Source organism: Anaerosporobacter mobilis DSM 15930 (assembly GCF_900142955.1).
GTDB classification, from domain to species: Bacteria; Bacillota; Clostridia; order Lachnospirales; family Lachnospiraceae; genus Anaerosporobacter; species Anaerosporobacter mobilis.
In genome coordinates, this window is the sequence record NZ_FRCP01000007.1 from 283,042 (window position 1) to 309,843 (window position 26,802).

General features: G+C 34.7%; 23 protein-coding genes. 2 read left to right on the forward strand and 21 right to left on the reverse strand.

The features are described from left to right. Positions 1–15: 15 nt before the first annotated feature. The 12 genes from BUB90_RS06195 to BUB90_RS06250 all read right to left on the reverse strand — a co-directional run bounded on the left by BUB90_RS06195 (position 16) and on the right by BUB90_RS06250 (position 10,672). Entirely contained in the window at positions 16–642 is a 627-nt protein-coding gene (locus BUB90_RS06195; RefSeq protein ID WP_073284675.1) for a hypothetical protein, read from the reverse strand. A gap of 109 nt (positions 643–751) precedes the next feature. After that, positions 752–997, reverse strand: a complete 246-nt coding sequence (locus BUB90_RS06200; RefSeq protein WP_073284678.1) for a hypothetical protein — start codon at positions 995–997, stop codon at positions 752–754. Positions 998–1,018: 21 nt separating this feature from the next. After that, positions 1,019–1,645 carry a hypothetical protein gene (locus BUB90_RS06205; RefSeq protein ID WP_073284681.1) on the reverse strand — a complete coding sequence of 209 codons (627 nt, stop codon included), beginning with the start codon at positions 1,643–1,645 and terminating at the stop codon, positions 1,019–1,021. A 63-nt stretch (positions 1,646–1,708) separates the two neighbouring features. After that, positions 1,709–2,341, reverse strand: coding sequence for a hypothetical protein (locus BUB90_RS06210; RefSeq protein ID WP_073284684.1), 633 nt, complete (start codon positions 2,339–2,341; stop codon positions 1,709–1,711). A 20-nt stretch (positions 2,342–2,361) separates the two neighbouring features. Next, on the reverse strand, positions 2,362–2,988 hold the full coding sequence (locus BUB90_RS06215; RefSeq protein WP_073284688.1) for a hypothetical protein: 627 nt from the start codon (positions 2,986–2,988) through the stop codon (positions 2,362–2,364). A gap of 893 nt (positions 2,989–3,881) precedes the next feature. After that, positions 3,882–4,331 carry a hypothetical protein gene (locus BUB90_RS06220; RefSeq protein ID WP_073284693.1) on the reverse strand — a complete coding sequence of 150 codons (450 nt, stop codon included), beginning with the start codon at positions 4,329–4,331 and terminating at the stop codon, positions 3,882–3,884. 33 nt (positions 4,332–4,364) lie between these two features. Further along, complete coding sequence (locus BUB90_RS06225; protein WP_073284696.1) at positions 4,365–4,832, reverse strand: GyrI-like domain-containing protein; 468 nt, start codon at positions 4,830–4,832, stop codon at positions 4,365–4,367. 263 nt (positions 4,833–5,095) lie between these two features. Then, positions 5,096–6,532, reverse strand: a complete 1,437-nt coding sequence (ltrA, locus tag BUB90_RS06230) for a group II intron reverse transcriptase/maturase (RefSeq protein WP_073284699.1) — start codon at positions 6,530–6,532, stop codon at positions 5,096–5,098. A gap of 729 nt (positions 6,533–7,261) precedes the next feature. Beyond that, a complete protein-coding gene (locus BUB90_RS06235) occupies positions 7,262–8,425 on the reverse strand; it encodes an ArsA family ATPase (protein WP_073284704.1) in 1,164 nt (387 codons plus the stop codon). Positions 8,426–8,513: 88 nt separating this feature from the next. Continuing rightward, a complete protein-coding gene (locus BUB90_RS06240; protein ID WP_073284707.1) occupies positions 8,514–8,813 on the reverse strand; it encodes a hypothetical protein in 300 nt (99 codons plus the stop codon). An 83-nt stretch (positions 8,814–8,896) separates the two neighbouring features. Continuing rightward, positions 8,897–10,063 carry an ArsA family ATPase gene (locus tag BUB90_RS06245; protein WP_073284711.1) on the reverse strand — a complete coding sequence of 389 codons (1,167 nt, stop codon included), beginning with the start codon at positions 10,061–10,063 and terminating at the stop codon, positions 8,897–8,899. A 108-nt stretch (positions 10,064–10,171) separates the two neighbouring features. Further along, on the reverse strand, positions 10,172–10,672 hold the full coding sequence (locus BUB90_RS06250; RefSeq protein WP_073284714.1) for a MarR family winged helix-turn-helix transcriptional regulator: 501 nt from the start codon (positions 10,670–10,672) through the stop codon (positions 10,172–10,174). 309 nt (positions 10,673–10,981) lie between these two features. On the opposite strand from BUB90_RS06250, the gene BUB90_RS06255 reads away from it, so the two are divergent. Both BUB90_RS06255 and BUB90_RS06260 read left to right on the forward strand, forming a co-directional pair. Beyond that, positions 10,982–11,737, forward strand: coding sequence for a sulfite exporter TauE/SafE family protein (locus BUB90_RS06255; RefSeq protein ID WP_073284717.1), 756 nt, complete (start codon positions 10,982–10,984; stop codon positions 11,735–11,737). Positions 11,738–11,935: 198 nt separating this feature from the next. Then, positions 11,936–12,364: a hypothetical protein gene (locus BUB90_RS06260; protein WP_073284720.1), complete on the forward strand. Its 429-nt coding sequence runs from the start codon at positions 11,936–11,938 to the stop codon at positions 12,362–12,364. A 132-nt stretch (positions 12,365–12,496) separates the two neighbouring features. Here the strand turns inward: BUB90_RS06260 and BUB90_RS06265 are convergent, their stop codons facing one another. From BUB90_RS06265 to BUB90_RS06305, 9 genes are all read right to left on the reverse strand, one after another. Beyond that, positions 12,497–13,909: an oxaloacetate decarboxylase subunit alpha gene (locus BUB90_RS06265; protein ID WP_073284724.1), complete on the reverse strand. Its 1,413-nt coding sequence runs from the start codon at positions 13,907–13,909 to the stop codon at positions 12,497–12,499. A gap of 113 nt (positions 13,910–14,022) precedes the next feature. Then, complete coding sequence (locus BUB90_RS06270) at positions 14,023–15,150, reverse strand: sodium ion-translocating decarboxylase subunit beta (RefSeq protein ID WP_073284727.1); 1,128 nt, start codon at positions 15,148–15,150, stop codon at positions 14,023–14,025. Between the two features lie 53 nt (positions 15,151–15,203). Then, positions 15,204–15,647 carry a biotin/lipoyl-containing protein gene (locus BUB90_RS06275; protein ID WP_073284730.1) on the reverse strand — a complete coding sequence of 148 codons (444 nt, stop codon included), beginning with the start codon at positions 15,645–15,647 and terminating at the stop codon, positions 15,204–15,206. A gap of 19 nt (positions 15,648–15,666) precedes the next feature. Continuing rightward, a complete protein-coding gene (locus tag BUB90_RS06280; RefSeq protein ID WP_073284734.1) occupies positions 15,667–16,461 on the reverse strand; it encodes an OadG family protein in 795 nt (264 codons plus the stop codon). A gap of 90 nt (positions 16,462–16,551) precedes the next feature. Next, on the reverse strand, positions 16,552–18,006 hold the full coding sequence (locus tag BUB90_RS06285; protein WP_073284739.1) for an acyl-CoA carboxylase subunit beta: 1,455 nt from the start codon (positions 18,004–18,006) through the stop codon (positions 16,552–16,554). Between the two features lie 466 nt (positions 18,007–18,472). After that, on the reverse strand, positions 18,473–19,798 hold the full coding sequence (locus tag BUB90_RS06290; RefSeq protein WP_073284743.1) for a D-alanyl-D-alanine carboxypeptidase family protein: 1,326 nt from the start codon (positions 19,796–19,798) through the stop codon (positions 18,473–18,475). A gap of 85 nt (positions 19,799–19,883) precedes the next feature. Further along, positions 19,884–20,351 (reverse strand): TspO/MBR family protein, encoded by a 468-nt coding sequence (locus BUB90_RS06295; RefSeq protein WP_073284746.1) that lies wholly within the window; start codon positions 20,349–20,351, stop codon positions 19,884–19,886. Positions 20,352–20,413: 62 nt separating this feature from the next. Further along, entirely contained in the window at positions 20,414–22,048 is a 1,635-nt protein-coding gene (locus tag BUB90_RS06300) for an AAA family ATPase (protein ID WP_073284749.1), read from the reverse strand. Between the two features lie 238 nt (positions 22,049–22,286). Next, positions 22,287–26,786: a DUF5057 domain-containing protein gene (locus BUB90_RS06305; protein WP_073284752.1), complete on the reverse strand. Its 4,500-nt coding sequence runs from the start codon at positions 26,784–26,786 to the stop codon at positions 22,287–22,289. Positions 26,787–26,802: the final 16 nt, after the last annotated feature.

The following is a 26,802-nucleotide window of genomic DNA, read 5'->3' on the forward strand; positions in this document are numbered from 1 at the left end:
TTCCCTCTTTCCCAACTATTTATAATATCCTTTATGTTGCTTATCTGTACTTATCAAATCCACCCAATACTCCACCACCCTTTTTATTCTATTGTTTCCCACATCCATCATTTCATTTTCAATACTTGTAACATAAAGTCTAATGTTAATTCTGCCTCTCTCGTATTCGTAAAAACCTGAGGCACTATCATAACATCTATATCCATGTTCCTTAAGATATTTATCCACTTTTTCGAAACTATCTCCAACCTTAAACCCAAACAATGCTATGTCCCTATTACTGGTATAATAACCTGCAAATTTTACTGAATCAGCATAGTCAGGATATCTTGTAAATGTGCATACGTCCCCTGTGCTCGTATTAATATAAAAACCCAAGTCATCTTCATCTTGTATCCATTCCTTTTTTATATCATATTCACTAGCTTCCACCCCAAATTCATACGGTAATTCTATATTCTCATTCAAATCCTTTATTGCATATGGTGTTACAAAATGTGGCCATATAAATTCATAGATTATTATTCCTGCAAATAGTATCATCAAGGTTATTCCAATGATTGATCCTAATTTTCTCAATCTGTTTTTATTTTTTTCTTTCCTTTTTACTTCGGTGAAATCCTCATCAAAATTGTCTTCCATTTTATATCTACCTCCTGTTTATATTAATACAATAAATATAAGTTTAGAGATCACTTAAAACTTATTTCGATCATCTACCTCTAACTTATTAATACGACTAAAGTCTCGCTTATAATATTCCTTTCTTATTTATTATTTTTGCTAAACCGTTACTATCTTCTGGATAATTCTTCGGATTCTGCCTCTTATTTAATGTTGAACCACTTGTAAAATCCTTAATCTCAACTTTTATTTTCCCTGATACTACTAATTTATTACTGCTCTTAGCTTGCACAGTAGTGAAACCACTACTTACTAACTGTAATAGTAAGCATATTATTATACTCAACACCACTAATCTCTTTCCTATTTTCATTATTCTCTCCCTTTTTCCCTTCTATTTATAGTAGCCCTTATGTTGCTTATCTGTACTACTTATTTCTATACTATAACTTATTACTTCTCCATTCTTTATGTAATCTTTCACATTGTAACTATTATCTGTTAAGAAAATGTCTATATAAATTTCAATTTTTCCTCTATAATATATACAGCCAGACTCATCTATTATACCTCTAGTATATTTGTGTTTTCTAAGTTGTTTATCCGCCTTTTCCATGCTGTCCCCTACTTTAAATCCAAACAGTGTTGTTTTAGGGTTACTCGAATCAAAATATGTGAATCTATATGTACAAGCATAATCAGGGTAACCTGAAAAACCATATGTTTCTCGATCACCTGATTCTATATAATAGCTAACATCATCACTACGATCACTCTTCCCCTCATCAATATCATATTCACTAGCAGCCACCCCAAATTCATACGGTAATTCTATATTCTCATTCAAATCCTTTATTGCAAATGGTGTTACAAAATGTGGCCATATAAATTCATAAATTATTATTCCTGCAAATAGTATCAACAAGGTTATTCCAATGATTGATCCTAATTTTCTCAATCTGTTTTTATTTTTTTCTTTCCTTTTTACTTCGGTGAAATCCTCATCAAAATTGTCTTCCATTTTATATCTACCTCCTGCTTATGTAATGACATATTATAAATCTTTAGTATACTAACATTTTAACTATTTATAATTGCCTTTGCGTTGCTTGTCTGTGCTAGCCAATTCCACCCAATACTCAACTACTCTTTCCTCTGTGAAACTGTTTCCCTCATTATTCTCCTCTGTAACAATGCTAACATTAAAACTTATATTAATTCTTCCTCTTTCGTAATTATAATAACCACCACTAATATCAATACATTTATACCCATGCTCTTTAAGTTGCTTATCTGCTTTTTCCGAACTGTCCCCAACTTTAAACCCATATAATTCCACTTCCTTATTACAGGTATAAAAACTTGTAAATTTTACTGAATCCGCATAATCAGGATATCTCGCAAACTGAAATGCATCTCCATTGCTCTTATCTATATAAAAAACCATATCTTCTTCATCTTCATCCCCTATCCATTCTTGCTCCACATCATATTTATCAGCCTCTGCTCCAAATTCATAAGGTAGTTCAATATTATTATTTAAATCCTTTATTGCGTATGGTTCTATAACATGTGCCCATATAAATTCGTAAATCATCGCTCCTCCTAGCAATGCTAATACGATTAATACAGCGATTAATTCTAACTTCCCCTTTCTGTTTCTACTTTCATCTTTCCTTTTTGCTTTAGCAATGTTTTGGTTTAAATTTTCTTCCATTGTCTACCTCTCTTTGCCAACTATTTATAATATCCTTTACGTTGCTTATCTGTACTTATCAAATCTACCCAATATTTCGCCACTTTTTTCCGACTAATATTCTCTAACTCCACCATTTCTGTTACACTACTTGTAACAGAAAGGCTAATGTTAATTCTACCTCTCTCGTATTCGTAATAACTGGCGTCACTATCATAACATCTATATCCATGTTCTTTAAGATATTTATCCGCCTTTTCGAAACTATCTCCCACTTTAAACCCAAACAATGCTATGTCCCTATTACTAGTATAATAACCTGCAAATTTTACTGAATCTGCATAGTCAGGGTATCTTGTAAACGTGAATACGTCCCCTATACTCGTATTCACATAAAAACCAAATTCATTCACATCTTCAATCCACTTCTCTTCAATATCATATTCACTAGCAGCCACTCCAAATTCATACGGCAGTTCTATATTCTCATTCAAATCCTTTATTGCATATGGTGTTACAAAATGCGGCCATATAAATTCATAAGTTATTATTCCTGCAAATAGTATTAACAAGGTTATTCCAATGATTGATCCTAATTTTCTCAATCTGTTTTTATTTTTTTCTTTCCTTTTTACTTCGTTGAAATCCTCATCAAAATTGTCTTCCATTTTATATCTACCATCATTTATATTAATATAATATATAAGTTTCTTGGGGATTAAATATATCTTTTAGAATTATTTCAATCCTCCCCCCTCTTGCTTATGAATTACGAAACCTATTGCTAAATACGACTCAATTGTTCTCTATATTCAAATTCCTAACGACATTTCCCCTCTTTCTTCTATATTTTATTACATATTTATTCTGCATTTTCTATATTTTACCTTTTTGCTATGATGCTGTCAATAAGATATAACTCTCACGACTTTTCGTATATATTCAGGTGAACTGAAAAACAAGAGTCCCTTTTGTATCGTAAGAATCACATTTTAATTTACGCAGTTTTCTTTGTAATCAGAAAATCTCGTCCTTTGTCTTCTCTTATTTCAATACATGCTGACGGCCTTCTTAGTTTACATAGCTTTCTTGGAAAGCTTATTTTATTAGTGACGGTTTCATAATGATTTCATTTGGCGGAACTTGGGTGCAAACAAGCTTCTCCAGAACCGTCTCTCCGTGATAGAAGCTGAACGTTTCATAAGAGCTGTGTGATATGCCCTTTTGTTAGACAAAAAAGTCTTAAAGAAAATTCAGCTCTGTAATCAACCGTTCCATACAGGTAGAAGGAGCTTTGGCGCTTTTACGCTTAATGGCTCTGTTTGTGAACCTTAAAAGACTTCTCAGCATAAATCAAAATAATAAGAAGCATGCTCTAGGATTGGATAAACTCTCAAACCAGATTTATTCAGATAATGTTGGGAAAGTTAAGTAAATTATTATAAAATCATTTAATTTATATTCTAATTGAAAAGACATGTACAAAATGATCTAAAAGTTCATTTTGTACATGTCTTTTAAGGGCTTATTGTTGCTTTTAGGCAAAGTATATTTTGTTAAATTAAAACTTCTTATGGATGCCTTTTAGTACCCTAGCGATGTCTTTTTCAATCAACTTACGCATACTACTGGGATACTTTTCAATAATAGCATTGTAAAGGGCTTTCTTAATATCAGGAACTAAATCTTCTTTTTCATCCACAATAATTTCTAGTCCTCTAATGCATTGCCTTGCAGTAATAGGTTTTACGTCAGTTATATGTTTTAAATATTGACTAAGAACTTCATCTACCTTGTTATCAATATCCCAACGGCTGTTTTCGGCTATTAATATTAATCCCCTATTGCGGATATAGGAGTTGTCATCTTCCAACATATCAATAAAATCATCAAAGAAAGGATATACAGAATTCGATTCCTTGCTTTCTTCTACTAACTGCTTAAAACTTGTATAAGCAAAACTGTTATCTGTATGATGTAAGTCTTTAACTAATTGCTTTATATCTCTCATAAAAATCGCCTCGCATAAAAAAGTTTTGAAATACTACTTTTCCTTTATTGCAAAATATAAATCAATGGTTGGCTGATTGGTGACACTTCTTTGTGTATGGTACTCATATTCCATATTAAGACCAGTGTATTCTGAGCATGGTAGCCATTTTCTATAGAAAAAAGTCTTTGCTTGTCCTATTGTTATCCCCCAGAAGAATTTGAATTTAGGTTTAATTGTCATAACCGCATAATAACCTTTGGGAAGAGTCATTTGAGAGGAACCTTCGAAAGGTGTAACACCTGCAACAAATAACTGAAATTCTTTTGTACTCTCATTATAGTCCTTTGAAAGTATATAAAAAGGAAACGTTTTTTCGGATTCCTGGTTGCTTTTAAAATAAAATTCAGTACTTAATTTTGAAATGTCTTTAGACTGACGATGGTCACTTGATTTTAAAGTTAAACCGTAAATTGTAGTATCTTTTTTCATTTGTACAATTGTAATTTCATCTGCTTTCATACATTTTTCCTTTCTTTATAAATTATTTACAATATTACCACATTATATCAAAAAGTAAAGAAAAATCAATGAAGTTTTATTAACTATGGTAAATTGACACAAGTAGTCACGGTCCCATTCTGCCGTCGGCATCCTTACCATAACTATAATTTTATTTATAGTCAATAAAGTAGGGTAACCTGTTTCTAGGCTACCCCCTTATCAAACCGTACGTGCCCTACTAAGGCATACGGCTTACCAATTGCAGTTTTCATATTGAATGATTATGTCATGACCAAACCTTTATTGATAGCTATTCCGTTTAATACTTTCTTGGTATAGTATTCTTTCCCTTGTGCTTTTAGCTTTTCTATTCGATTATTCTGTTTCTTTTTCCAATTCTGTGTTTGTTTTTCTACATACTGTTCTATTTTATATCCATACATTTTGTTGTAGTAAAGCCAATTCGATGGTATTAGTTTTATTCCGCAGAAATAACCGACATTCCACTTATGTATCTTTTCAAAGCCTTTTCTGACGTTCGGGTGTTTATGTTGCATGCAAACCCTTAATCTCTGTCTCGTGTAAGCATCTATTGCATGGAGTTGCTTGCTGAAACTTTTTAAATAGCAATGACTCTCAAGACCATACCTCTTGTTCTGTTCTACTGCTTTATATGGATATAGATAATAATTCACTTTTCCTCTGATAATCGGATTTACCCTCTGTATCCATGCCTCTTGACTTAAAGTCAGTGTTTTACATGTCACATCTTTGATTTTCTTCTTGAAGTCTTTAAAGGATTGTTCTGTAGGTTCCACAATAAAGTATTTCCCACTTCCATTTTTTCTTTCTCTCCAATGCTTGAAGTCAAACCCCACAAATTTAAAGTCATCCTTATGAAAATCTACAAACTTAGTTTTATTTATAGCTATTTCTAAACCTAAGCTTGTAATTAATTTCTTTGCTATTTCGCTAGCTCTTTTAATTTCTTCATCTGACTTTGCAAAGAGCAGAAAATCATCACAATAACGTACAAACTTTATTCCTTCCTTTTCTAATTCCCAGTCTAATTCATTTAAATATATATTTGAAAGTAGTGGCGATATAACACCACCTTGCTGAGTTCCAGAGTTACTTTCTAAGAATTTACCCTCTTCCATATATCCTGATTTCAACCATGCCCATATCATATCTAGCACGGTTCCATCTGCTATATATTTTGTCAGTATCTTCATCAGATTCTTATGTGGTATGTTGTCAAAAAATCCTTTTATATCGCAATCGTATATATAATTATTTCCATGTTCTACATACCACAAGATTATTTGCATAACTCTTTCGATTCCTCTGTTTGGTCGATAACCACAAGAGCATTTATGAAATATTCCATCTTCAAATTTAGGACTTAATACATTTACAATACTCTGCTGAACTATCCTATCTTTGATTATTGGTATTCCTAGCGGTCTTTTATCTCCATTCTTCTTAGGAATGTATACTCTTTTAACTGGTGTCGGCTTGTATTCCTTGTTTTTAAGGTCTTGTAGTATTTGCAGTATTTTTCTTTCTTCATCTGCTTTAAAAGTTTCTATGGTTTCCCAATCTATTCCACCACAACCTTTATTCTCTTCTACCTGTTTCCATGCCGACATTAGTTTACGGTCAAATAAAATCTGTCCATAAATACTATGCCATTTCATTTTCAATTCATCATTCATTACTATCCTCGTCCTCTCTACGTTCATTTGGCTCGTTTTTGCTAGGCTTATACCTTGACATCGTTACCATTTTCATAACTATAAATTCTTGACTTGGTCTACAAAGGTCAACCCCCTTCCATTCATTATGTGTTTGGTCACATAATTACTTCTGTACTATGAGATTGTCTGACTCCCTTATATGTTGATATAACTTCGAATTACTCTTATATATATCAACCCGTTCGGCAAATATAAGGGTCTCACAGGGTCATCACACCTTCCCTTTTAACATACCGAGCACCTTCACATGACAACTTCCATTTACCCGACTGGCTCTTTGAATAAATGATTTAGATTTCCCGTTCTTTCGCACGGTCATCAACTTGCCCTGCCGCAACATGTGCTTCACTTTTCGTTTCGGTCTGCTAAACCGTCTACGGGTCTCTCGACTTTCCGCATCTCCTTCAGACACCACCTTACGATAATGCCCTAGATTAGACTTCCCGATTTGCACCAGTGCTCACGGGTGGAGATTTTCACTCCAGAGAAATCTTGCTTTCAGAACTCTTGATTCGTTCTTGCATCCGCATCGTAATCGCTGTTCTTAATACACAAAATAGTCCTAACCGTAGTTAGAACTGGTACGACTGCCTGTCGCACAAAAAAGCAGATGCATGACACATCTGCTCCCTCATATATTTGTTATTCCGAAACCTATATAGCACTTTTATTAACAAAAATATTAATTTATATCGCAAATCGAATGTTTAACCAACCTTCTTCATAACTTGCGCCTTCTACTTCTTTTCCCTTAAGAATATCTGGCAATGTAAAGCATCGTCTTTCATTATTAATTTGCAATAGCAATTCGTCCCCCTTTTGACTTAATTCAAACTGATCTTTTGTTGCAAAAGGAAGGTTAAGTGCCAATACATATTGTTCCTGATCCTTCTTTACTTCAAATATCCTATCTTGAAACAAAACCTCAATAGGATTACTTTTATCATAGATTAGCTCAGAAGCTTTCTCTAATGTGTCCATGGACTTAAGTTCACTATCCAACAACCCTAACGTAAATAATGGTATCTGATCAAAACTTTCCTTGATATCCTTTAACCCTTCTTCTTGTAGGGAAATCCATTTACTAAAATATCCGTCTAATGCACTTCTTGGATAAACTTTATTCACTATAATTGCATCTACGTTATAACCAAATAAATGTAAGCACGTAAAATTACGCTTTGCTTCCTTAATAACAATTCGCTCTGGAGTTGTTACAATTCGAATACTTGTAACCGATTTATCCATCATGATCGTTTGCAATTTCTCCAACTTGTTATCTAGTGCCTCAATGTCATCAAATACATTTTCCTTTGGCATCGGTATTTTAATCACCTTCTCTACCATAGGTCCCGCAATCTTAGTTGCTTTTTTCTTCATAGGAAGTGCGTTTCTAATAAAGTTTCCGAAGATCTCTGGGAATTTGAGAAGGGATAATGTTTCCCCAGTAGGGGCGCAATCCACGATAAGCAAATCATATTGATTCTGTTCGTGTATTTCCGTAATACGAAACAATGAAAATAACTCTTCTAAACCAGGAAATACAAGCAATTCTTCCGCTTCAATTCCTCCCTCTGCTTTTGCTGTCAGAAATTGCTTCATATACTCCTTCATGTTTCCCCAAGCTCTCTCTCCTTCGACTATGGAATCAATCTCAAGCGCCCACAGATTCTTAGCCACTTCCATAGGTTCATTCGTAAGGGGTACCCCGAATGAATCCCCCAGACTATGTGCCTGATCCGTGCTCATTATTAGAACTTTCTTACCTTCCCCCGCTACTTTAACAGCAGTTGCCGCAGCAACACTTGTCTTTCCAACTCCACCTTTTCCTGTATATAATACAATCCTCATATTAATACTTACTCCTTATATAATTTATTTAGGTTGATAAAGATAACCTATAACCCTCTCCACCAATTCAATTTTCTTCTATACCTTCCTACTCAATTGTTATACTACTAACTTTTGATTTATATGCTTTGGTCTGTTTCCTATCCTCTGTATGTTGATCCCTATCTGGTGTTTGTTCTTCCTTAGCTTCCTTATAGATCTTAGAAGCTTTCGAATAGCCTACTACGGCTTTTTCTGTCGCATCCTTTGCGAACTCTTTCATCATTGCCATCAGCTCATCTTCAATCACATCAAGATGAGATACCATAAACTCTGGTAATATGGATTTTAATGCTTCCTTCTCTAACCTTTTGGACTGTATCATTTTTGTTATAAACATTTCATTCATATTAGTCCTTGACTCCTTTCAAGCTTGATTTTATTTAGAGTAATAAAACTTTGTGTAGTACATTAGATATATCAATGGCTAAACTACTCAAATGTGATATTTAACGTCTGATCTTCGAATTTTGCCGCCGTTACATTCATTGTTCGTAAAGCATTTGGCATTGGTATATTACGTTTATAGTTACCAATCTTGACAATCACATCACTTCCAGATAGACGGACATCTATTTGATTCTTTTCCACATGTGGTAAATACAGCTTTAATACATATCCCTCTTCTGTCTGTTCATATGTCTCTCCCTCCAAATCCGCCTTAATTGCAAACAAATCTTTGCTTTCCTTGAAAGCATCTTCGCAAATACGATTCACTGAATCAATTCCAAGCAAATCCGTATCATACCAAGGAATATAATATATTGGAATTCGATCAAAACTTGTTTTTATTTCTTCTAAATATTCTTTCTGAATTTGAATCCACTCTTTAAAGAAAGGATTGTCAATCTGTGTTGGTAGAATACGATTTACAAAGATACCATCTACGTTATAATTATATAGATTCATATACATGTAATTTCGCTTTGTTTCTTCAATCACCATTTTTTCAGGTATAGTAACTAGTCTTACGGAAGAAACCTCTTTGTTTTTTAATAATTCTTGTAACTCAATAAGCTTAACATATAATTTTTCAATATCACTCATTGCTTTACCATCTGGTAATTGAACCTGAAATAATTTTTTAGAAAAAGGAGACAATATTCTCATTGCAATTTTACCAATTGGGAAGAATTTATCCATATACCAGCAAAGCAGTTCAGGAAATTTGAGCAATGCTAGTGTTTCCCCTGTAGGAGCACAATCTACTACAATTCGTTCATAGTCGCTGTTTACATATAGTTGCTGAATCTTTAATAAAGAAAACAGTTCATCCATTCCTGGCAACATTGTAAATGAGTCAAGTTCCTTGTCTCCTTTGTCAAGTGATGAAATCATCTTAGATATAGCGTCCATCATATGTCTAAATTCGCTCTTACACATATAATCAGGATCAATTTCTAATGCGTATAAGTTATCTGCTACTTTCACTTCCTCTCTTCCAATCTTCATGTCAAACAGGTCCCCCAGATTATGAGCCATATCTGTACTTACTATAATCGTCTTTTTACCTTCTTTTGCTGATTTAACAGCATGTGCAGCGGCCACACTTGTCTTTCCTACTCCACCCTTACCTGTAAAAATTAATATCCTTTTCATACATAACCCTCCTATTATTTCGTTCGTTGAATAGTTCGATTTCCGAAGTATTTATCTATAATTATTGGCATTGTTTTTGTTATTACATTCTCACAATGCCAAATTATATTACTCAATTGTAATCTTACGAATCTTTGTCTCTTCCTTCTGTTCACTCTCACATCTTAGCTGTTCATCTAATAACACCTTAATTATCTTATCAAGAATGCGAAAAGTAAGTTCAACTTCTTTTGAAGTAAAACTATCAAAAATCAGATTCCCATAATTAATGATTTTTTTAATAATAAATGCAATCTGCTCTTTTCCTTGGTCTGTCATCATTATAGTAACAATTCTTTTATCTTCTTTACTTCTTTGCCTTATTACCAGTTCGCGTTTTTCCATTCTGGCAACAATACCAGTTGCTGTATTAAGGGGAACTGCGATATGTTGAGCTATCTGGCTCATATTAACTTCGTCTTTTTGGTATAATAGCAAAAGGATAAACAGTTCATTCTTTGAACAATTAAAGATCTCACTACTCCATAAATCTGCTGTAAACAATATCTTTATCTTATCAATATAACCAAACAACATAGTTTCCAAATTAATATTATCAGTATTTGTCATACACTACTTCCCTTTTCTTAAATATTTCACATTACTTCCTCATTCGAAGTAATTTAATTCTACTCTCGAAGTATATATTTGTCAAGTATATAATTTTCTTTTATATTTAATCAAATCTCTATATTCATATTTTCATATCTCTATGTTCAAATTTTATCACTAGTCTATGCCTATATTTTATCAATAGATTAGTTCGTTGAAAACCCGTCAACAGCAAATTGACATAAGTAGTCATAATTATTATAATCAGAATAGTTCTTAAATAACCAGTTCTATTACATACCGAATACATACTGAAAGGATACACTCATGCAACTCACATTACATATGTTTCTTATCGTCTGCCCCCTTGTTTTCCTAGGTGGCTTTGTTGATTCCATTGCAGGAGGTGGCGGACTCATTACCTTACCTGCATATCTACTTGCGGGACTTCCTGCACATAACGCAATCGCAACCAACAAACTCTCTTCCTCTTGTGGAACCCTTGTCGCTTGCATACGATTTCTTAAGAATAAAACGGTTATTATGCGCCTGATTCTTCCAACAGTGGTCTCCGCTCTTATTGGTTCATCCATTGGTGCAAGACTAATCCTACTGGTAAGTGATCAGTATATCAAATATTTATTACTATTCGCGTTACCAATTGTAGCCTATTTTGTTGTATTCAGAAGGAATACCGTGCAAGTTACTGAACATTCTTCAGTCTCTACTAAAAAGCAATATACAATTGCTATGATAGTTTCATTCATAATAGGTGCCTACGATGGCTTCTATGGACCTGGAACTGGTACCTTCCTTGTCCTAGCTCTCACAGGCTTGGCCAAGATAGATGTAAAAAAAGCTAGTGGAAATACTAAGTTTATTAATCTTGCATCTAATATTGCTGCACTTATTACTTTCTTTATCAATGGAAAACTTTTAATTCCACTTGGACTTTGTGCCGCACTTTTCAGTATGGCTGGTAATTATCTTGGTTCTGGAATGGTGTTAAAGAGTGGAGAAAAGATTGTTCGCCCAATAATAATTGTTGTACTAATTTTATTATTAATAAAAATCTTATTATAAGTAGCATGAATAATACTGTATAGGAAGCAGTATTATACATGCTAGCAATTCTCATTATTATCATGTGAATTCATTACTAAAACAATTGTGTATTCCATCTAAGACGTTAGTACTTTGTATATTAATAGCAACAGTTTGCATAGCTACAAAATATATACGCATACTAAAAGTACTACATTGTTAAAGGAAGGTTATTACATGGATACAAATACAGAACTTTTAAACTATATTTTTCAAAATTCTCAAATGGGAATACAGACAATTGGACAAATCCTAGAAATCGTAGATAATGACTCTTTTAAAAAACAACTTGAATCTCAATTAAAAGAATATCGAGAGATAAACCAAAAGGCTCGTAATATGCTTACGGATTTAGGTGGTGATGAAAAAGGAATTAGTCAAATGGACAAATTCAAAGCATATATAATGATTAACATGCAGACACTTACGGATAAGTCCGCATCTCATATTTCCGAAATGTTGATTACAGGCAGTACCATGGGTATTATTGAAGCTACTAGAAAAATCAAAGAATACACAAATGCTGATAAAAAGATTATTGATTTAATGAAAGATCTTCTTAAATTCGAAGAAAAGAATGTAGAAAGTTTAAAGGAATTCTTATAGTTTACGTACTATAACGCAAAATGCGCTATGCAATATTTATTAATATAGGAAGCTCCCCACAGTACTCACTTGAATACTGTAAGGAGCTTTCCCTTTATAGAAAGTACAACTTTCCTGCCTTTATTCTACTGATTATACAGGATAAGCCTTACTCGCTGTATCCGCAGCCGTTATATCTACTTTGGTTTTTTGAGCTTGACGATATTTAAAGAAATCCGTAGCTACTTGTGGGAACAAAGCATAGGTTAATACATCTTCATCTTGTTCTTTCCACTGAGCCATCTCCGCTTCAATTGTCTTAAGTTCTGGGTTTAACAAGTCAGCAGGACGACAAGTAATTGCTTTCTCATCTCCAATCGCTTTCTTTTGTACTTCTGGGTTGAATGGTTTCACTGTTTGACCATATTCACCACGAAGAAGCGCTTTTGATTCCTTTGTTACCATCTTGTAACGTTCTCCAGCTAAAACATTAAGTACAGCCTGTGTACCAACGATTTGACTAGAAGGAGTTACTAGCGGTGGCTCACCAAAGTCTTTTCGAACACAAGGAATTTCTTGTAATACATCATAGTATTTATCTTCTTGATGCGCATCTTTTAATTGAGATACCAAGTTAGATAACATACCACCTGGAACTTGATATAATAATGTCTTAATATCAACACCCATAACTTTTGGATTTAGTAATTTGCTATCCAATGCTTCATCTCTGATTGGTCGGAAGTAATCAGCGATTTCTGCTAACAGATTCTGGTCAAATCCTGGATCATATTCCGTTCCTTTGAAGGTTTCAGCCATAACTTCCGTTGCAGGTTGGCTTGTACCCATAGCAAATGGCGACATTGCCGTATCTATGATATCACAACCAGCTTCAATAGCCTTCATGTATGTCATGGATGCTACACCTGATGTATAGTGTGTGTGAAGTTGAATTGGAAGTGATGTTGCTCCTTTTAACGTCTCAACCAATTCCGTTGCTTTATATGGAACTAATAGACCAGCCATATCTTTGATACATAATGAGTCAGCGCCCATTTCTTCAATTCGCTTAGCCATATCCGTCCAGTAATCTAACGTGTACGCCTCACCTAAAGTGTAAGCAAGGGCAACTTGTGCATGTCCCTTTTCTTTATTCGCTGCTTTAACTGCTGTTTCAAGATTACGTATATCATTCAAGCAGTCAAAGATTCGGATAATATCAATACCATTTGCAATGGATTTTTGAACAAAATACTCTACAACATCATCCGCGTAGTGACGGTATCCTAAGATATTCTGACCTCTGAATAACATCTGTAATTTTGTGTTCTTAAAACCTTCTCTTAACTTTCTAAGTCTTTCCCATGGATCTTCTTTCAAAAAACGAAGGGATGCATCAAATGTAGCTCCACCCCAACACTCAACAGAATGGTAACCGACTTTATCCATCTTTTCGATAATTGGAAGCATCTGATTAGTTGTCATTCTTGTAGCTATTAATGATTGGTGTGCATCACGTAATATAGTCTCGGTAATCTTAACCGGTCTCTTGACTTGTTCTGCCATTTTTCTACCTCCTGTTATTACTAATACTATTCAACCTAGTTAATCTTTCTAGTATATAAAGTATACCTATGTGTTCTGCACAGTGTAGAATTTCTAGGTGTTCTAACACAAATCTATTTTACGCCGAATATTGCCATAAATGTGCCAGCGGCTACTGCTGTACCGATTACACCAGCAACATTCGGTCCCATTGCATGCATTAATAAGAAGTTTGTAGGATCTTCTTCAGCCCCCACTTTTTGTGAAACTCTAGCTGCCATTGGTACGGCAGAAACACCTGCTGAACCTATTAATGGATTAACTTTACCTCCTGTTAACTTACACATTAATTTACCGCATAAGATACCAGCCGCCGTGCCAATTGCAAATGCAATTAATCCTAGGATAACAATCTTAATTGTATCCGTATTCAAAAAAGCTTCTGCACTAGTTGTTGCTCCTACAGAAGTACCAAGTAAGATTACCACAATATACATTAACGAATTGGACGCAGTTTCAACAAGTTGTTTAACAACTCCTGATTCTCTGAATAAGTTACCTAACATAAGCATACCAACGAGAGGAGCTACAGTTGGAAGAATTAATACAACAATAATTGTAACCACTATTGGGAATAAGATTTTCTCCAATTTTGATACTGGTCTTAACTGTTCCATCTTAATCGCACGTTCTTTTTTCGATGTTAATAACTTCATAATCGGCGGTTGTATAATTGGTACTAACGCCATATAAGAATATGCGGCTACAGCGATTGGTCCTAATAATGTAGTCTGACCTAATTTGTTCGCTAAGAAGATTGAAGTAGGACCATCTGCTCCACCGATAATGGAAATAGCTGCTGCTGATTTTCCATTGAAGCCCATAAGAATGGCCAAAATATAAGCAGAGAAGATTCCAAACTGTGCTGCTGCTCCAAGAAGGAAGCTTTTAGGATTAGCAATTAACGGCCCAAAATCAGTCATAGCGCCAACCCCTAAGAATATTAACGAAGGTAGGATTGTCCATTCATCAAGTTTATAGAAATAATATAACAATCCCCCTTCTTGAATAATTGGTGGATATAAATTTACTAACAGCATACCAAATGCGATTGGCAATAACAGTAGTGGTTCATACTGTTTCTTTATCGCTAAGTATAGGAAAAAGCACGCAACCGCAATCATTAGGTAATTTCCGATTGTTAAAGAACCAAAGCCTGATTGACCAACCAAGTTCTCTAACATTGTTAAAATGTCGTTCATTTAAATATTACCTCCCAATTTTCTTTATGGTAAGTTACTTGAAACATGCAAATCTAGTTTAATGTAGCTAATATATCCCCCGCTTCTACTGATCTTCCAACTTCTACATTAACGCTAGCTACTGTTCCATCTTGAGAAGCAACTATTTCGTTTTCCATCTTCATTGCTTCAAGAACAACTAATACGTCACCTTTCTTAACTACTTGTCCTGCATTAGCCTTTACTTCAAGTATTTTACCTGGCATTGGTGCGTTAACCTTAACACTTCCTTGAGTACCAGCTGAAGCCGCTGCTTTCGGTGCTACTGGAGCTGCTTCCCTAGTTTCTACTGGTGCCGCTGCTTTCGCTACAGGTGCTACTGGAGCTACCGCTTTGGGTGCTACTGGAACTGCTGCCTTTGTTATAGGTGTAGACACTGTTTGTGCCGCTCCTGATATGCCTTCTTCAACAGATACTTCATAAACATTACCATTAACCGTAATTGTATAATTTTTCATGTGATTATTCCTCCTAAACTTAAGCTTTCTTCCATTTATTTGAGTTTGTTCTCTTAATAGAACGAACAATAAGACCATCTGCTGGGACTTCTTCTCCATTCGATGCCATAGAAGCCATGATTGCAGCCGTTATAACAGCTACCAATTCACCATCATCAACCAATTCTTCTAATTCTTCTTGTTCAACGATTTGAGATACCGTATTATCAATAGCAGTTACAACATTAAAGTCTTCTTCTTGTCTCTTTTCCATCTTCGCTTGAATCTTAGGTATGATTTTAAACATTCCAATTAAACACGATATGAAGATTAATACAACGAATACCGTTCCCATACCTATTATAGTATTAAGTAAAGCGGATTCCATCTTGCCACCAAAAGCCTCGGTTTCCTCCACAGTAATCGCAGTAGAGTTAACATTCAATGTAGAATCAAAAGGTACTTTGAAAACAACATTATTCTTAGTTCCTTCATAAGTTGCTGTGAATACTACTGTAATCATATCACCCGCTTCTTCAATCACAACATCTTTAACTTTCACAAAAGCACCGATATCCGATTGTGTCTGTCTCCAAGCAGTGAATACTTTTTTTGATGCTTCATCCAATTGACCAGAAGAAACAAGTCCTTCTAACGTTGCATCATCATATCCAGAAAAATCCGTCTGATTCCATGAGTCCAGCCATTGAGTTGCTGTTTCCTTTACCATCGCTTCATCGTATTCAAATGTAGCTGCTTCTTTTTTCGATGAACATGCTGTTATAGCAAACAGACAAATAATCAAAAATAAAAATAGCACTAGTTTCTTTTTCATAATTAGTACGCATGCCCCTTTCAAAGTATGGAGACTTTGCGCGAAGCACAAATCTCCGCGTGAAAGATTTTTTCACGCTTTTACCTCATTTTAAACCGTACCATGCTTTTTACTTGGACGGCTGTCTCTCTTTGTAAATAGCATTTCATATGCATAAACGAGTTGTTTTCTTGTAGCTTCTGTTGAAATAATGTTATCAACATAGCCTCTCTTAGCAGCCGCTTCTACACTGGATTGGAGGCTTGCATATTCTCTTGTCTTTTCATCAATCATAGAAGTTGCATCACTACAAGCATTAATTTCCTCCGCATACATAATTTGTGCTGCAGATTTTGCGTCCATCATACCAATTATTGCATCTTCATATGCAAGAACTAAATCGGCGCCTATATGTTTTGAATTCATTGTTACGTAAGCACTACCATAAGCCTCCCCAACAATAACATTTACTTTCGGAACAGTTGCATTTGCAAATACATATGTTAATTTTGCTGCCGCTTTCGCAATAGTCTTTTCTTCTTCAGTTGTAGCTTTATAGCCTTTTACACTTGTTAAAGTTAGAACTGGGATATTGAATGCATCACAGAAATTCACAAAACTCGTTGCTTTTTCACAACCAGCCGTTGTTAAAGAACCGTCAAATTCTTCTACTGCTTTCAATTCTTCATCAAGAATCTCTGCACGATTAGCCACAGCACCAATAGTCATTCCATTAAGACGAATGAAACCGGTAACCATCTCTCTTGCATAAGCAGATTTCACTTCATAAAAGAAGTTATCATCAGATATCTCTTTTAGAGCTATTGCAGAATCTTTTAAGTAAGTACCAAGAGCTGGTACAAGACGATTTAAATCATCGTTGCATTCAACATAAGAATCGTTATCTTCATAGTTAGAAGGTAAGATTGTCACTAACTGGCGAATACTAGCAAGTACAGCTTCGTCGTCTTCACAAACCACATCAACTACACCAGCTTCTGCTTGGAATTTAGCTGTGCTTGTATCACATTTTTCCATATAATTTCCATCTAGAGCATTTGGTGAGTTGACGAATATTTTTGCATCCTTCTCAGCCATAAATGTAAAATCACTTAAATTCGAAGAAATAGCTACCCCACCACCACAATTACCAAGTACTGCAGTAATCTGAGGGATCACACCAGATGCTAGTGTTTGTTTTAAATAAAGTTCACCGAAACCGTTTAACGCATCCGTTGCTTCTTGAAGTCTAAGACCCGCACAGTCAATAAGACCAATTACCGGTGCTCCTACTTTCAAAGCCATATCATAGATCCGAGCAATTTTTTTGGCATGCATTTCACCTACGGAACCACCTAAAGCTGTCTGGTCTTGGCTATATACATATACTAGATTACTGTCAATAACTCCGTAACCAGTAATTACACCATCTGCAGGAATTTCTTTCTGCTGCATGTTAAAGTCTGTGCTTCTTTTAGTTACCATCGCACCTACTTCAACAAAACTATTGTCGTCTAGCAAAGATAATATTCTTTCTCTCGCTGACAATTGTGCTGTAGTACTCATTTTCAGCCCTCCATTTTATATTATATTAAGTAAAATCAATTTTCTGCCAATTCTAATTGTATAACAGTTCAATGAATTTATCAATAGAATCTTAGCAAATTGTTCATAAATCCTGCCTTTTTTCACAATATTTTGTTATATTTTGTTGACTGTCAATCAATAATTGCTTACAATTTCATATAATGTAATTATACACTTCCAGAACTGTGCAATATGACTTATTGATCCTGAATAAGCTCTCTATCTTTTAGTATATATGTACATTCAGTGTCTGTTTCTGCTTCCCCTAAATTGTATTCATACTCTCATTAAGTCCTATAGACAATCTCAGTACCAATATACTCTTTTAAAGAATGCCCATAAAACATACCAAATAATCCCAGTATATAATGTAATAATTACATTATATACTGGGATTATGTTCATAATATTTAATTTTTCTACGTTAATCGTTCTGGTTATTCAACTATTCTTCCATATTAGTTTTTACTGCGAACCATAAATTAAGCACTTGATTCCAAGTAAATTCATGATCAATTTTCTCAATGCTCGTTGAAGTTTTAATCGGAAAAGTTTTTACCAATTCATCATTAACATAATACCTTGCTACACCAACTTGTTCATCTGGTTTCACTGGTGCTTCTACTTCTTTTGTAATTTCATAAACAACTTTAACTTCATCCTGGCTGCTTAAAAGCAACTGAAGACTTCCTTCACAATATAAGTCTGCATAACTCTCTTTTCCTTTTCTTACGAAGATTGGATCATATAGCTTGGTATCATCAAAGATTTCCTGAACCTTATAATTCTCTGTTCCATAATCCATAAGCTTTGTTGTATCTGACCATTTATAATTCTTATTCGGTGGCCAGCCACTTGCTAACACTACTGAAACAAATGTCCTATCCTCCTTATCTACTGCACCAACAAAACAATACCCTGCTTTGTTCGTAAATCCAGTTTTGATGCCTATGGCTCCATCATAGATATATAAGAAGCGATCCTTATTGCTAACTGCGTAAGAAGAGCCAGTTTTAAGTTCTTTAAATGACCAGTTTGGAGTATTGGTTATCTCTAAAAACTTCTTATTCTTGATAGCGTAGCTTGCTATAATCCCCAGTTCTCTTGCCGTCGTATAATGCTCCTCTGTACTGGAATCCAAACCATTCGGCGTCACGAAATTAGTGTGCGTACATCCTAATTCTTTTGCCTTCTCATTCATCATCTGCGCGAAGCCTTCCACGCTTCCACCTACATGTTCAGCAATCGCTACTGCTGTATCATTATGAGATTCTAACATAAGGGAATACAATAAATCCTCTAGCCTGAACTGGTTTCCAGTTTGCATATTAAGTTGTACATCTGGTTGCCTTGCAGCGTTCTTAGATACGGTTACAACATCTTCTAAATTTGCATTTTCTAGTGTCACAATTAATGTCATGATTTTTGTCGTACTAGCCATTGGCATCTCTTTATCTACTTCTTTACCATACAGTACTCTATTGGTAGAGGCATCCATTAGACAAGCTGCCCTAGCATTCAATTGTATGTTTGCTTTCTCATCTATAATCGGTTTCGTAACAGTTGCCACTTCTTCTATTATTAAATCATCTTGATAATCAATCTGACTTAACCTATTCTCATTACGATTCATAGTGTATGTAACGGCATCTTTCGGTTGCTTGTATTGTGGCCAACCTTTAACTTGTTCCTCTACCATAGGATAATATAGCATTGCAATAACTGCTATGGCAATAATGCATATAATTATGGAAGTAATTTTTTTACGCAAGGACAGTCTCCTTGAAACATTCTTACTTTATTTTATATACTAACCCTTACAAATATTCTATCTTTTTGTAACTCTTCATAAACCTTTATTTGTTTAACATTAGTATTTGCAGATTAAGATAAGCTGCATAAGTCACCCATATAAAATATGGTAGCAAAATCCACCCAGCAAACTTAGAAATCTGTGTAAACATACTCACCATAGTGAACGCAACACCCCATAATATAATCGCAATTACAAATGCCACGAAATACGATTGGAATAAAAAAAAGATAATTGGCCATATAAAAACTAAAAGCAAATTGATTTCATACAATCGCATTGCTTTCTCTCTTTCAGGTGAAGTCGATACATATATGATATAAGATGATATCCCCATAAGAACAAATAGGATTAACCAGACAGCTGAAAAAGCATAGCCTGGCAAGGCCATAGCTGGCTTATTCAACTGTTCATAGATGTCCATGCTATCTTTTGTTAACCATCCCACTAACAAACCAAATGCTAGCGGTATGGTTATACTACATGCTAATGGTTTCCATTTTATCTGCATATTCTCTTCTCCTACTATGCCTTTCTAGTAGTATCTTATGAGTTAATGCATTATTTCAGTACTTATATTACGTCCACCACATCATCATATATAATCTGTTGTAACTGATCTATTGTTGGATCCTCATAGTTTACAAGTCGATTTGCCTGGCTTGTAATAATCTTTTCGAATACATTACGGATACCTCTTGCATTACCAAAACGATTCTTTGCCGCTTTCGTCATCTTATCAAGCTGCTTTGTAACATAAGAAATCGCCTCTTCATCAATTTTCATTGCTGATTTGTTTGCCATCATCTTCAAGATATCAATTAATTCTTCTTCTGTGTAATCTTTGAATTCAATAAACTTATTAAATCTTGATACTAGCCCTGTATTCGCCTTCAAGAAACCTTCCATCTCTTTCTTATATCCAGCGACAATCACTACGAAATCATCTCTGTGATCTTCCATTAATTTAACAAGTGTATCAATCGCTTCATTGCCAAAATCATTCCCACTTGTATTATTCGTAAGCGAATACGCTTCGTCGATAAATAACACTCCACCTATGGCTTTCTCTACTATCTCTGTAACTTTAATAGCAGTTTGTCCAACATAGCCTGCAACTAATCCAGCCCTATCCGTCTCTACAAGGTTTCCTTTTGATAAGAGCCCCAATTCCTTGTATAGCTCTGCTACAATTCGAGCGACAGTTGTCTTTCCGGTACCCGGATTCCCCGTAAAAACCATGTGATAGGACATGTCCATAACAGGCATGTTAAACTTCTCACGCATCTTGCGAACTTTTATTAGGTTAATTAAAGAATTCACCTCTTCTTTCACCCCATCTAAACCGATCAAGGTGTTCAATTCTTCTAATAGTTGAGTCAATCGCTCTTGTTGTTCCTGCTGCGTTTGCGTTTCGTTAATTTCATAGGTATTCTCTTTTACTACTTGTTCACAAACCACATCTTGATTTATGACTTCTTGATTTTCTATATCATTTTCCCGGATGCTTTCTGATTCCTCTGCTTTTATTAGTTCCAATGCATCTCTAGCGGTAAACTGATTCTCCACATTCTTATACAATCCACCAACAATTGCTTCATGGTGGATTGCCTGTTCTGCTTTCATATGCACTCCAGTTTTAAACATCTCACTACAAATCTTACGGAAAACATATTTTTCATCTAATATATAGTCGCAATTCATTCTTGTACTAATAAAGATATGACTTTTATTATAATATTCTTGTATAAATTGTATTACATAACGATCTTTTGAGCTATTCAAGTACGCCATAGCTAATACAATATTAATTAAAGTCTCAAAGAAAGTCTCTGCACAACGCGTTCCCTTCTCCTTATCTCGTAAATCACACAATTGCAACAAAATAGGTGGTGAAGCAAGCATACGCTCAACTTGTGCCACCACTGTATCTTCAATACATTTCTCCGGATGCAATCCAAAATGATTACTATCCACCGTTGAAAGTAGGAACTCTATATCTTCTCTCATATAATGCTTACTAAACACTGCATAACTTACTAAAATTGCTTGTACATAGATGTCAAGCACATCAAAAACAGATTGTTTCAAAATCTCAGATGGTTTTTCCCAATACCCCTCTTCTAGTAAATCTTCGCAATGTTTTTTTAATGTTTTATAATTCTCGCGGGCTATCTCAAATAACGAACGATTTGAATAGGCTTGCATCTTGCCACTTCCTTCTCTTGTTGTAGAGGATTACTACTACTAATAACTATTATCATTCTACTACATCTTAGTGGAAGTAACAATACTCTTTTAGTCTGATATGGCACCAACATAATAGTATGAGACAGTAGAAAGAAGACTTCTAACTGCCTCATACTTTATCACTATAAGAAGATTATCCCTTGGTTTCAATTCGTGTACACAGCACTGAAATAACTATGCAACAGAACTGTATCATCTAATTCAAATTAAATAAATTCCTTCTTATTAGTGTGATTTTTTTACTGGATTTAATCTTTGAATTATCCGCGGTGATTAATAGATTCACGGATTCTTTCCCGTCTAATTTCTTTCTTGGATATAAGATGTAGTATTCATAAAGATCGCCATCTTTATTCTTGAAGGTATTGACTTTATTATCTGGAACTACCTGTTCATTCTCATCGTATACGATCAGGCTATTCACCTCTCCACTCTCCTCTAAGAGTTGAATCTTAGCTGTACTAGATACAATGCTATCATCCTTAACAGTGAATGAAATCTTCACCATATCCTCTTCCTTGGAAACTGAAGAATTCTCAGTAAAATCGCTATCTACGTAAACAAAACTGACCCCATCCTCGTTATCAAATCCATTCGTCACTGAAATCTCAGGTGCTGAAATAGCAGCACGATATGCTGCAACCATAGTATTAATGAATAGTTTTACCTCATATTCATTATTCCCAAAGTAACGGTGTCCAGCACCAGTATAGGTTATATTCCCTTTATTATAGATATAATAGTTATTACGAACATCATTTGGAGAGGAACTGTATAGGGTATTGTAACGATAGTCATAAGAATCATTATTACTGTTTGATAAACAATACCAAACTACAATCTCTGGATCCTCTAAATCTAGTTCATAGTACTGGCCATGGGTTTCAGCTACAGCCATCTTTGCTATATCCTGAGATGACGGTGTTGGTATATTATATGGATATTCGGTAATTTGGCCTTGATTGACATTAGTAATTGAATTGGTAGCATAATAATTAAATTCAGGAAAATCTTTGGATCTACTATCTTTTACATTCAAGCCTTTGAAAGGACTTAATTGATTTGCTGGGAACGTAATAGAATTCCATCTATCACCAGGCACTACTCCATATTGAATCAATGCGGAATAGGTATAACCTTGAATTGCTTTATGGATGCTTCCATTAGGATTATAAGCAACATCCTTACCGCTTCTCTCTTCATTTGCTACCGTTACTCCATACCGATCCATACCTAAACTATTCCTAAAATATTTATTGATGTTGTATCCCCAATTAATAACTCCTTTCGTATGGGTTTGCCCATTATCCATACTTTCGGGATTGTTGTCTACAGATGTGGTATCGTGAGAGAACAGTACACTTTTACCACTATCAATGAAGGCAGTTACGTTATCTAACGCACCGTTTTCATTACTAATATCTGAATAGCTATCGCCGAATCCAAAAATCAACATATCATATTTTGATAATTGATCAACAGAATTCGGATTATCTTTTATGTACTTATTTGATTTACCATCCTTAAATCCCTTATACTTATCTACAAAGCCATTCACATCAATTGTTTCAATTTTTAACGTAAAGTCATTAAGATTTTTCGTATACTTTGAGAATAGCGTGTTACTATTCTTTAATTCTTCCTGTAGATTTATTGTTGATCCCGTCCAATTATACATAGAGTACTTTGTTGACGTAATTTGTAAAATCTGCAGCACTTTTTTCTCGTTACTATTCCCTTTAATAGCATAATAACCAACTTGATTACTTCGTATGTTAGGATTATCAGTCCTGTAAACAACTATTTTCCACGGTACAATACCAACATAGGAAGATGGTAATGTCTTCTGTAATTCAATCTGTTCCCCTGCTTTAATCTTTGTCATATTGGCTTGTAGTTCGTTTGTTGAATACCTACCATCAGCATTCCCATCAATGTATAGCTTAACCGTATAGGTAATCTTATCATTCTCTCCTGCTTTCAAATCCCCTATTGAGAATTTATAGCTAAGTTTTCTTTCTGTTGAATATGTATCTGATTTATCATCATACATTGCTGGTATAATAGTAAAATCTAGTTTTGGCTTCTCTATTGAAAGATACTTTTTAAGCTGACTACTAGCATTCACTTTAGTTTGCATATCACGAAAGGATTCCAAATTCAGTATATTCTTATTCCCTACTTTATTCACCTTAACAAAATGATGGATATTACTATAAGCATCTATCTTACTAGTATTAAGCGTGTATAAATCATTTGCCATAACAACGGGATATCCTGCACTTATATATTCCACCAACTCCCTTTCTTTAATTGCAGTAATATCATTCCCACTAAAACGATATTCGTTGTAGTCTTTAACTAATCCCATTAAAGCAAAGCCCCCCACCATTTTATCCCCTACATGGAGATATATCTTACCATTTAGTGCGGTGTCATTATATACTGTATTCCCACTGGAATTCGTATTGAACATACCAGTATTCAGTCCCATATAAATCATGTCGTACTCTTTATTCAAATCTTCAATCTTGCCATTGAATTCCGCTGTGGTCATCTTAACAATTTTCACTGCGCCTGTATACCCTTTTATCATATTTTTTACATCTGCTTCCGTTAATTTGAAGTCATTACATGGTTCAAGGTCAAGCACTACAAGTTCTGTTTTATTCAAATTAACCTTCTTATATTTTAATAAATAATAGAAGATATCCGCAGTTGAAAGGGTAACTTTTTTAAGCTCTTCATCAGTACCTTCTCGTCCATTGTCTTCTTCAAAAAGAAAGGAATTTATATTATAAAACCATTTATATTTATCGGAGTAATTTCGTTCAACCAAGAAATTATTATCTACGATACAATCACCATTAAATGTATAGATGTTACTAACAACACTTTCGTTTCCGTTCATATATGGGTTATCGATACCAATACTAGTATAGTAATCCAGTGGGTTTGACACTCCATTCGGTAAAGCAGGCAAGAACGTTTGACTATGCCATATGTACCTAGCATCATTTACTTTAGCCGTATATTCTCCTGTTGTAATTCCTTTGAATGTCCCTTCTTTAATCAGATTTGTCTCAAAAAAATTCTCATAAAAAATCTGTGGATTCCACTGTCTTAACATAAGATATAACTTGGCACAATTATTACTAGTTGAATTAGGGTAATGTTCTAACTCTGTACGATTATTTTCATACATTACACAATTAAGTACCGTTGGTAAATCTTGTTCAATGCCGATTCGTTTGAACAACTGGTAGGTTACATTCCAATTCAAATCGTTATCAATAAAGGTAGGAAGGGTCTTACCTGGTTTCAAACCAGTTAGATTAATTGGCAACCCATTGTTAGCCAAATCACTCACCGTATACCTTGTAGCTTCCGTTACGCCAAGTGCCTCCTTATCTTTCCCAAAGAACTCCCATAAGCCAACATAAGCCATATTCTGTTGTGTTGGAGATAAAAACAACATATCTGCTTTCGTAATTAATGATGGATCCTTATTCACTTCACTCGGTGTACGCGTTATCACCTCTATCTTACAATCATCCCATTCAGATACATCTAGTCGCATAGCATATCGCTTAAACCACTCCGCGTTCGTATACTCAACACCCTTTCGGCAGAAATACTTCTTATAAACCAGATAAGTCTGTGTAGTTGTATCTGAAAGCTTAGCTTCAGGGATAAAACTATAACTCCCCATTCCTGGTCCTACGAATACATAATTCTCTGTTTTTACTTTGTTATACCGTCCATCTGGTCTACCATCACGATCTGTATCTGGTGCATTAACATATGTTATCTCCCCCGTATATTCACCCGAATAATCATCTACGACTTCGTATTCAGAAGCCATATAATATACTTTTTGATTTCTTTGAGATGAATATGGCATAAACTGTACATCATACGTTCCGTTTCCCTTATTAAGAACAAATAGATCCTTCAATCTATCGTACTCATAATCCCCTGTATGCGTCTCATTCTTCACTGCATTGGCTACTGTATATTTGGTTCCATCAAATGCGGTATACTTACTTGCATCATCTTCTGGATAAAACCAAGCATTTACATTATTATCTTTAACAATCTTACCGTATAGATTCTTATTAAAAACTAACTTATTCAATCTTGTGTTATAATAACCGTGCTTGTTTTGATCGACAACGTATTGATCACGGTTCTCCAATGTATACTCGCCCGTATATGGTTCAACGGATTTAAAATTTCCCTTTTCTTGTTTTGCTACATAAACATCAGACCAATCCTTGTACTCATCTTGGTCTTTCTTCGTTAATGTCTCTTTTTCCACATAGGTATCCCTTACTAATAACATCTCACCCAAAAAACTAGTATAGCCATCATAGTCTCTTGTTGTTAGTTTAGCCAAATCAATAGGTTCACAGCCGCCAACCATATACCCTAGTTCCCCCATACCACGATATGGAACAATCTCTAAGATAGTAAAGATATCATCTGTAACATTCACACGAGTACTACTAAGTACGTTTGCTAAATTCGTAACCACTGTTTCGTTCTCTGAAATAGACTCATCTGCTCCTTTAACTGGAACTACTACACTTCGAGCAGTTGCCACCTGATATCCTGAATAGATACTACACAGCACAATTAGAAGCGTCAACATCTTTACTAGAACTATCTTACCTTTTCCTCTTCTTTGTATCATCATCGGCCTCCTGTAT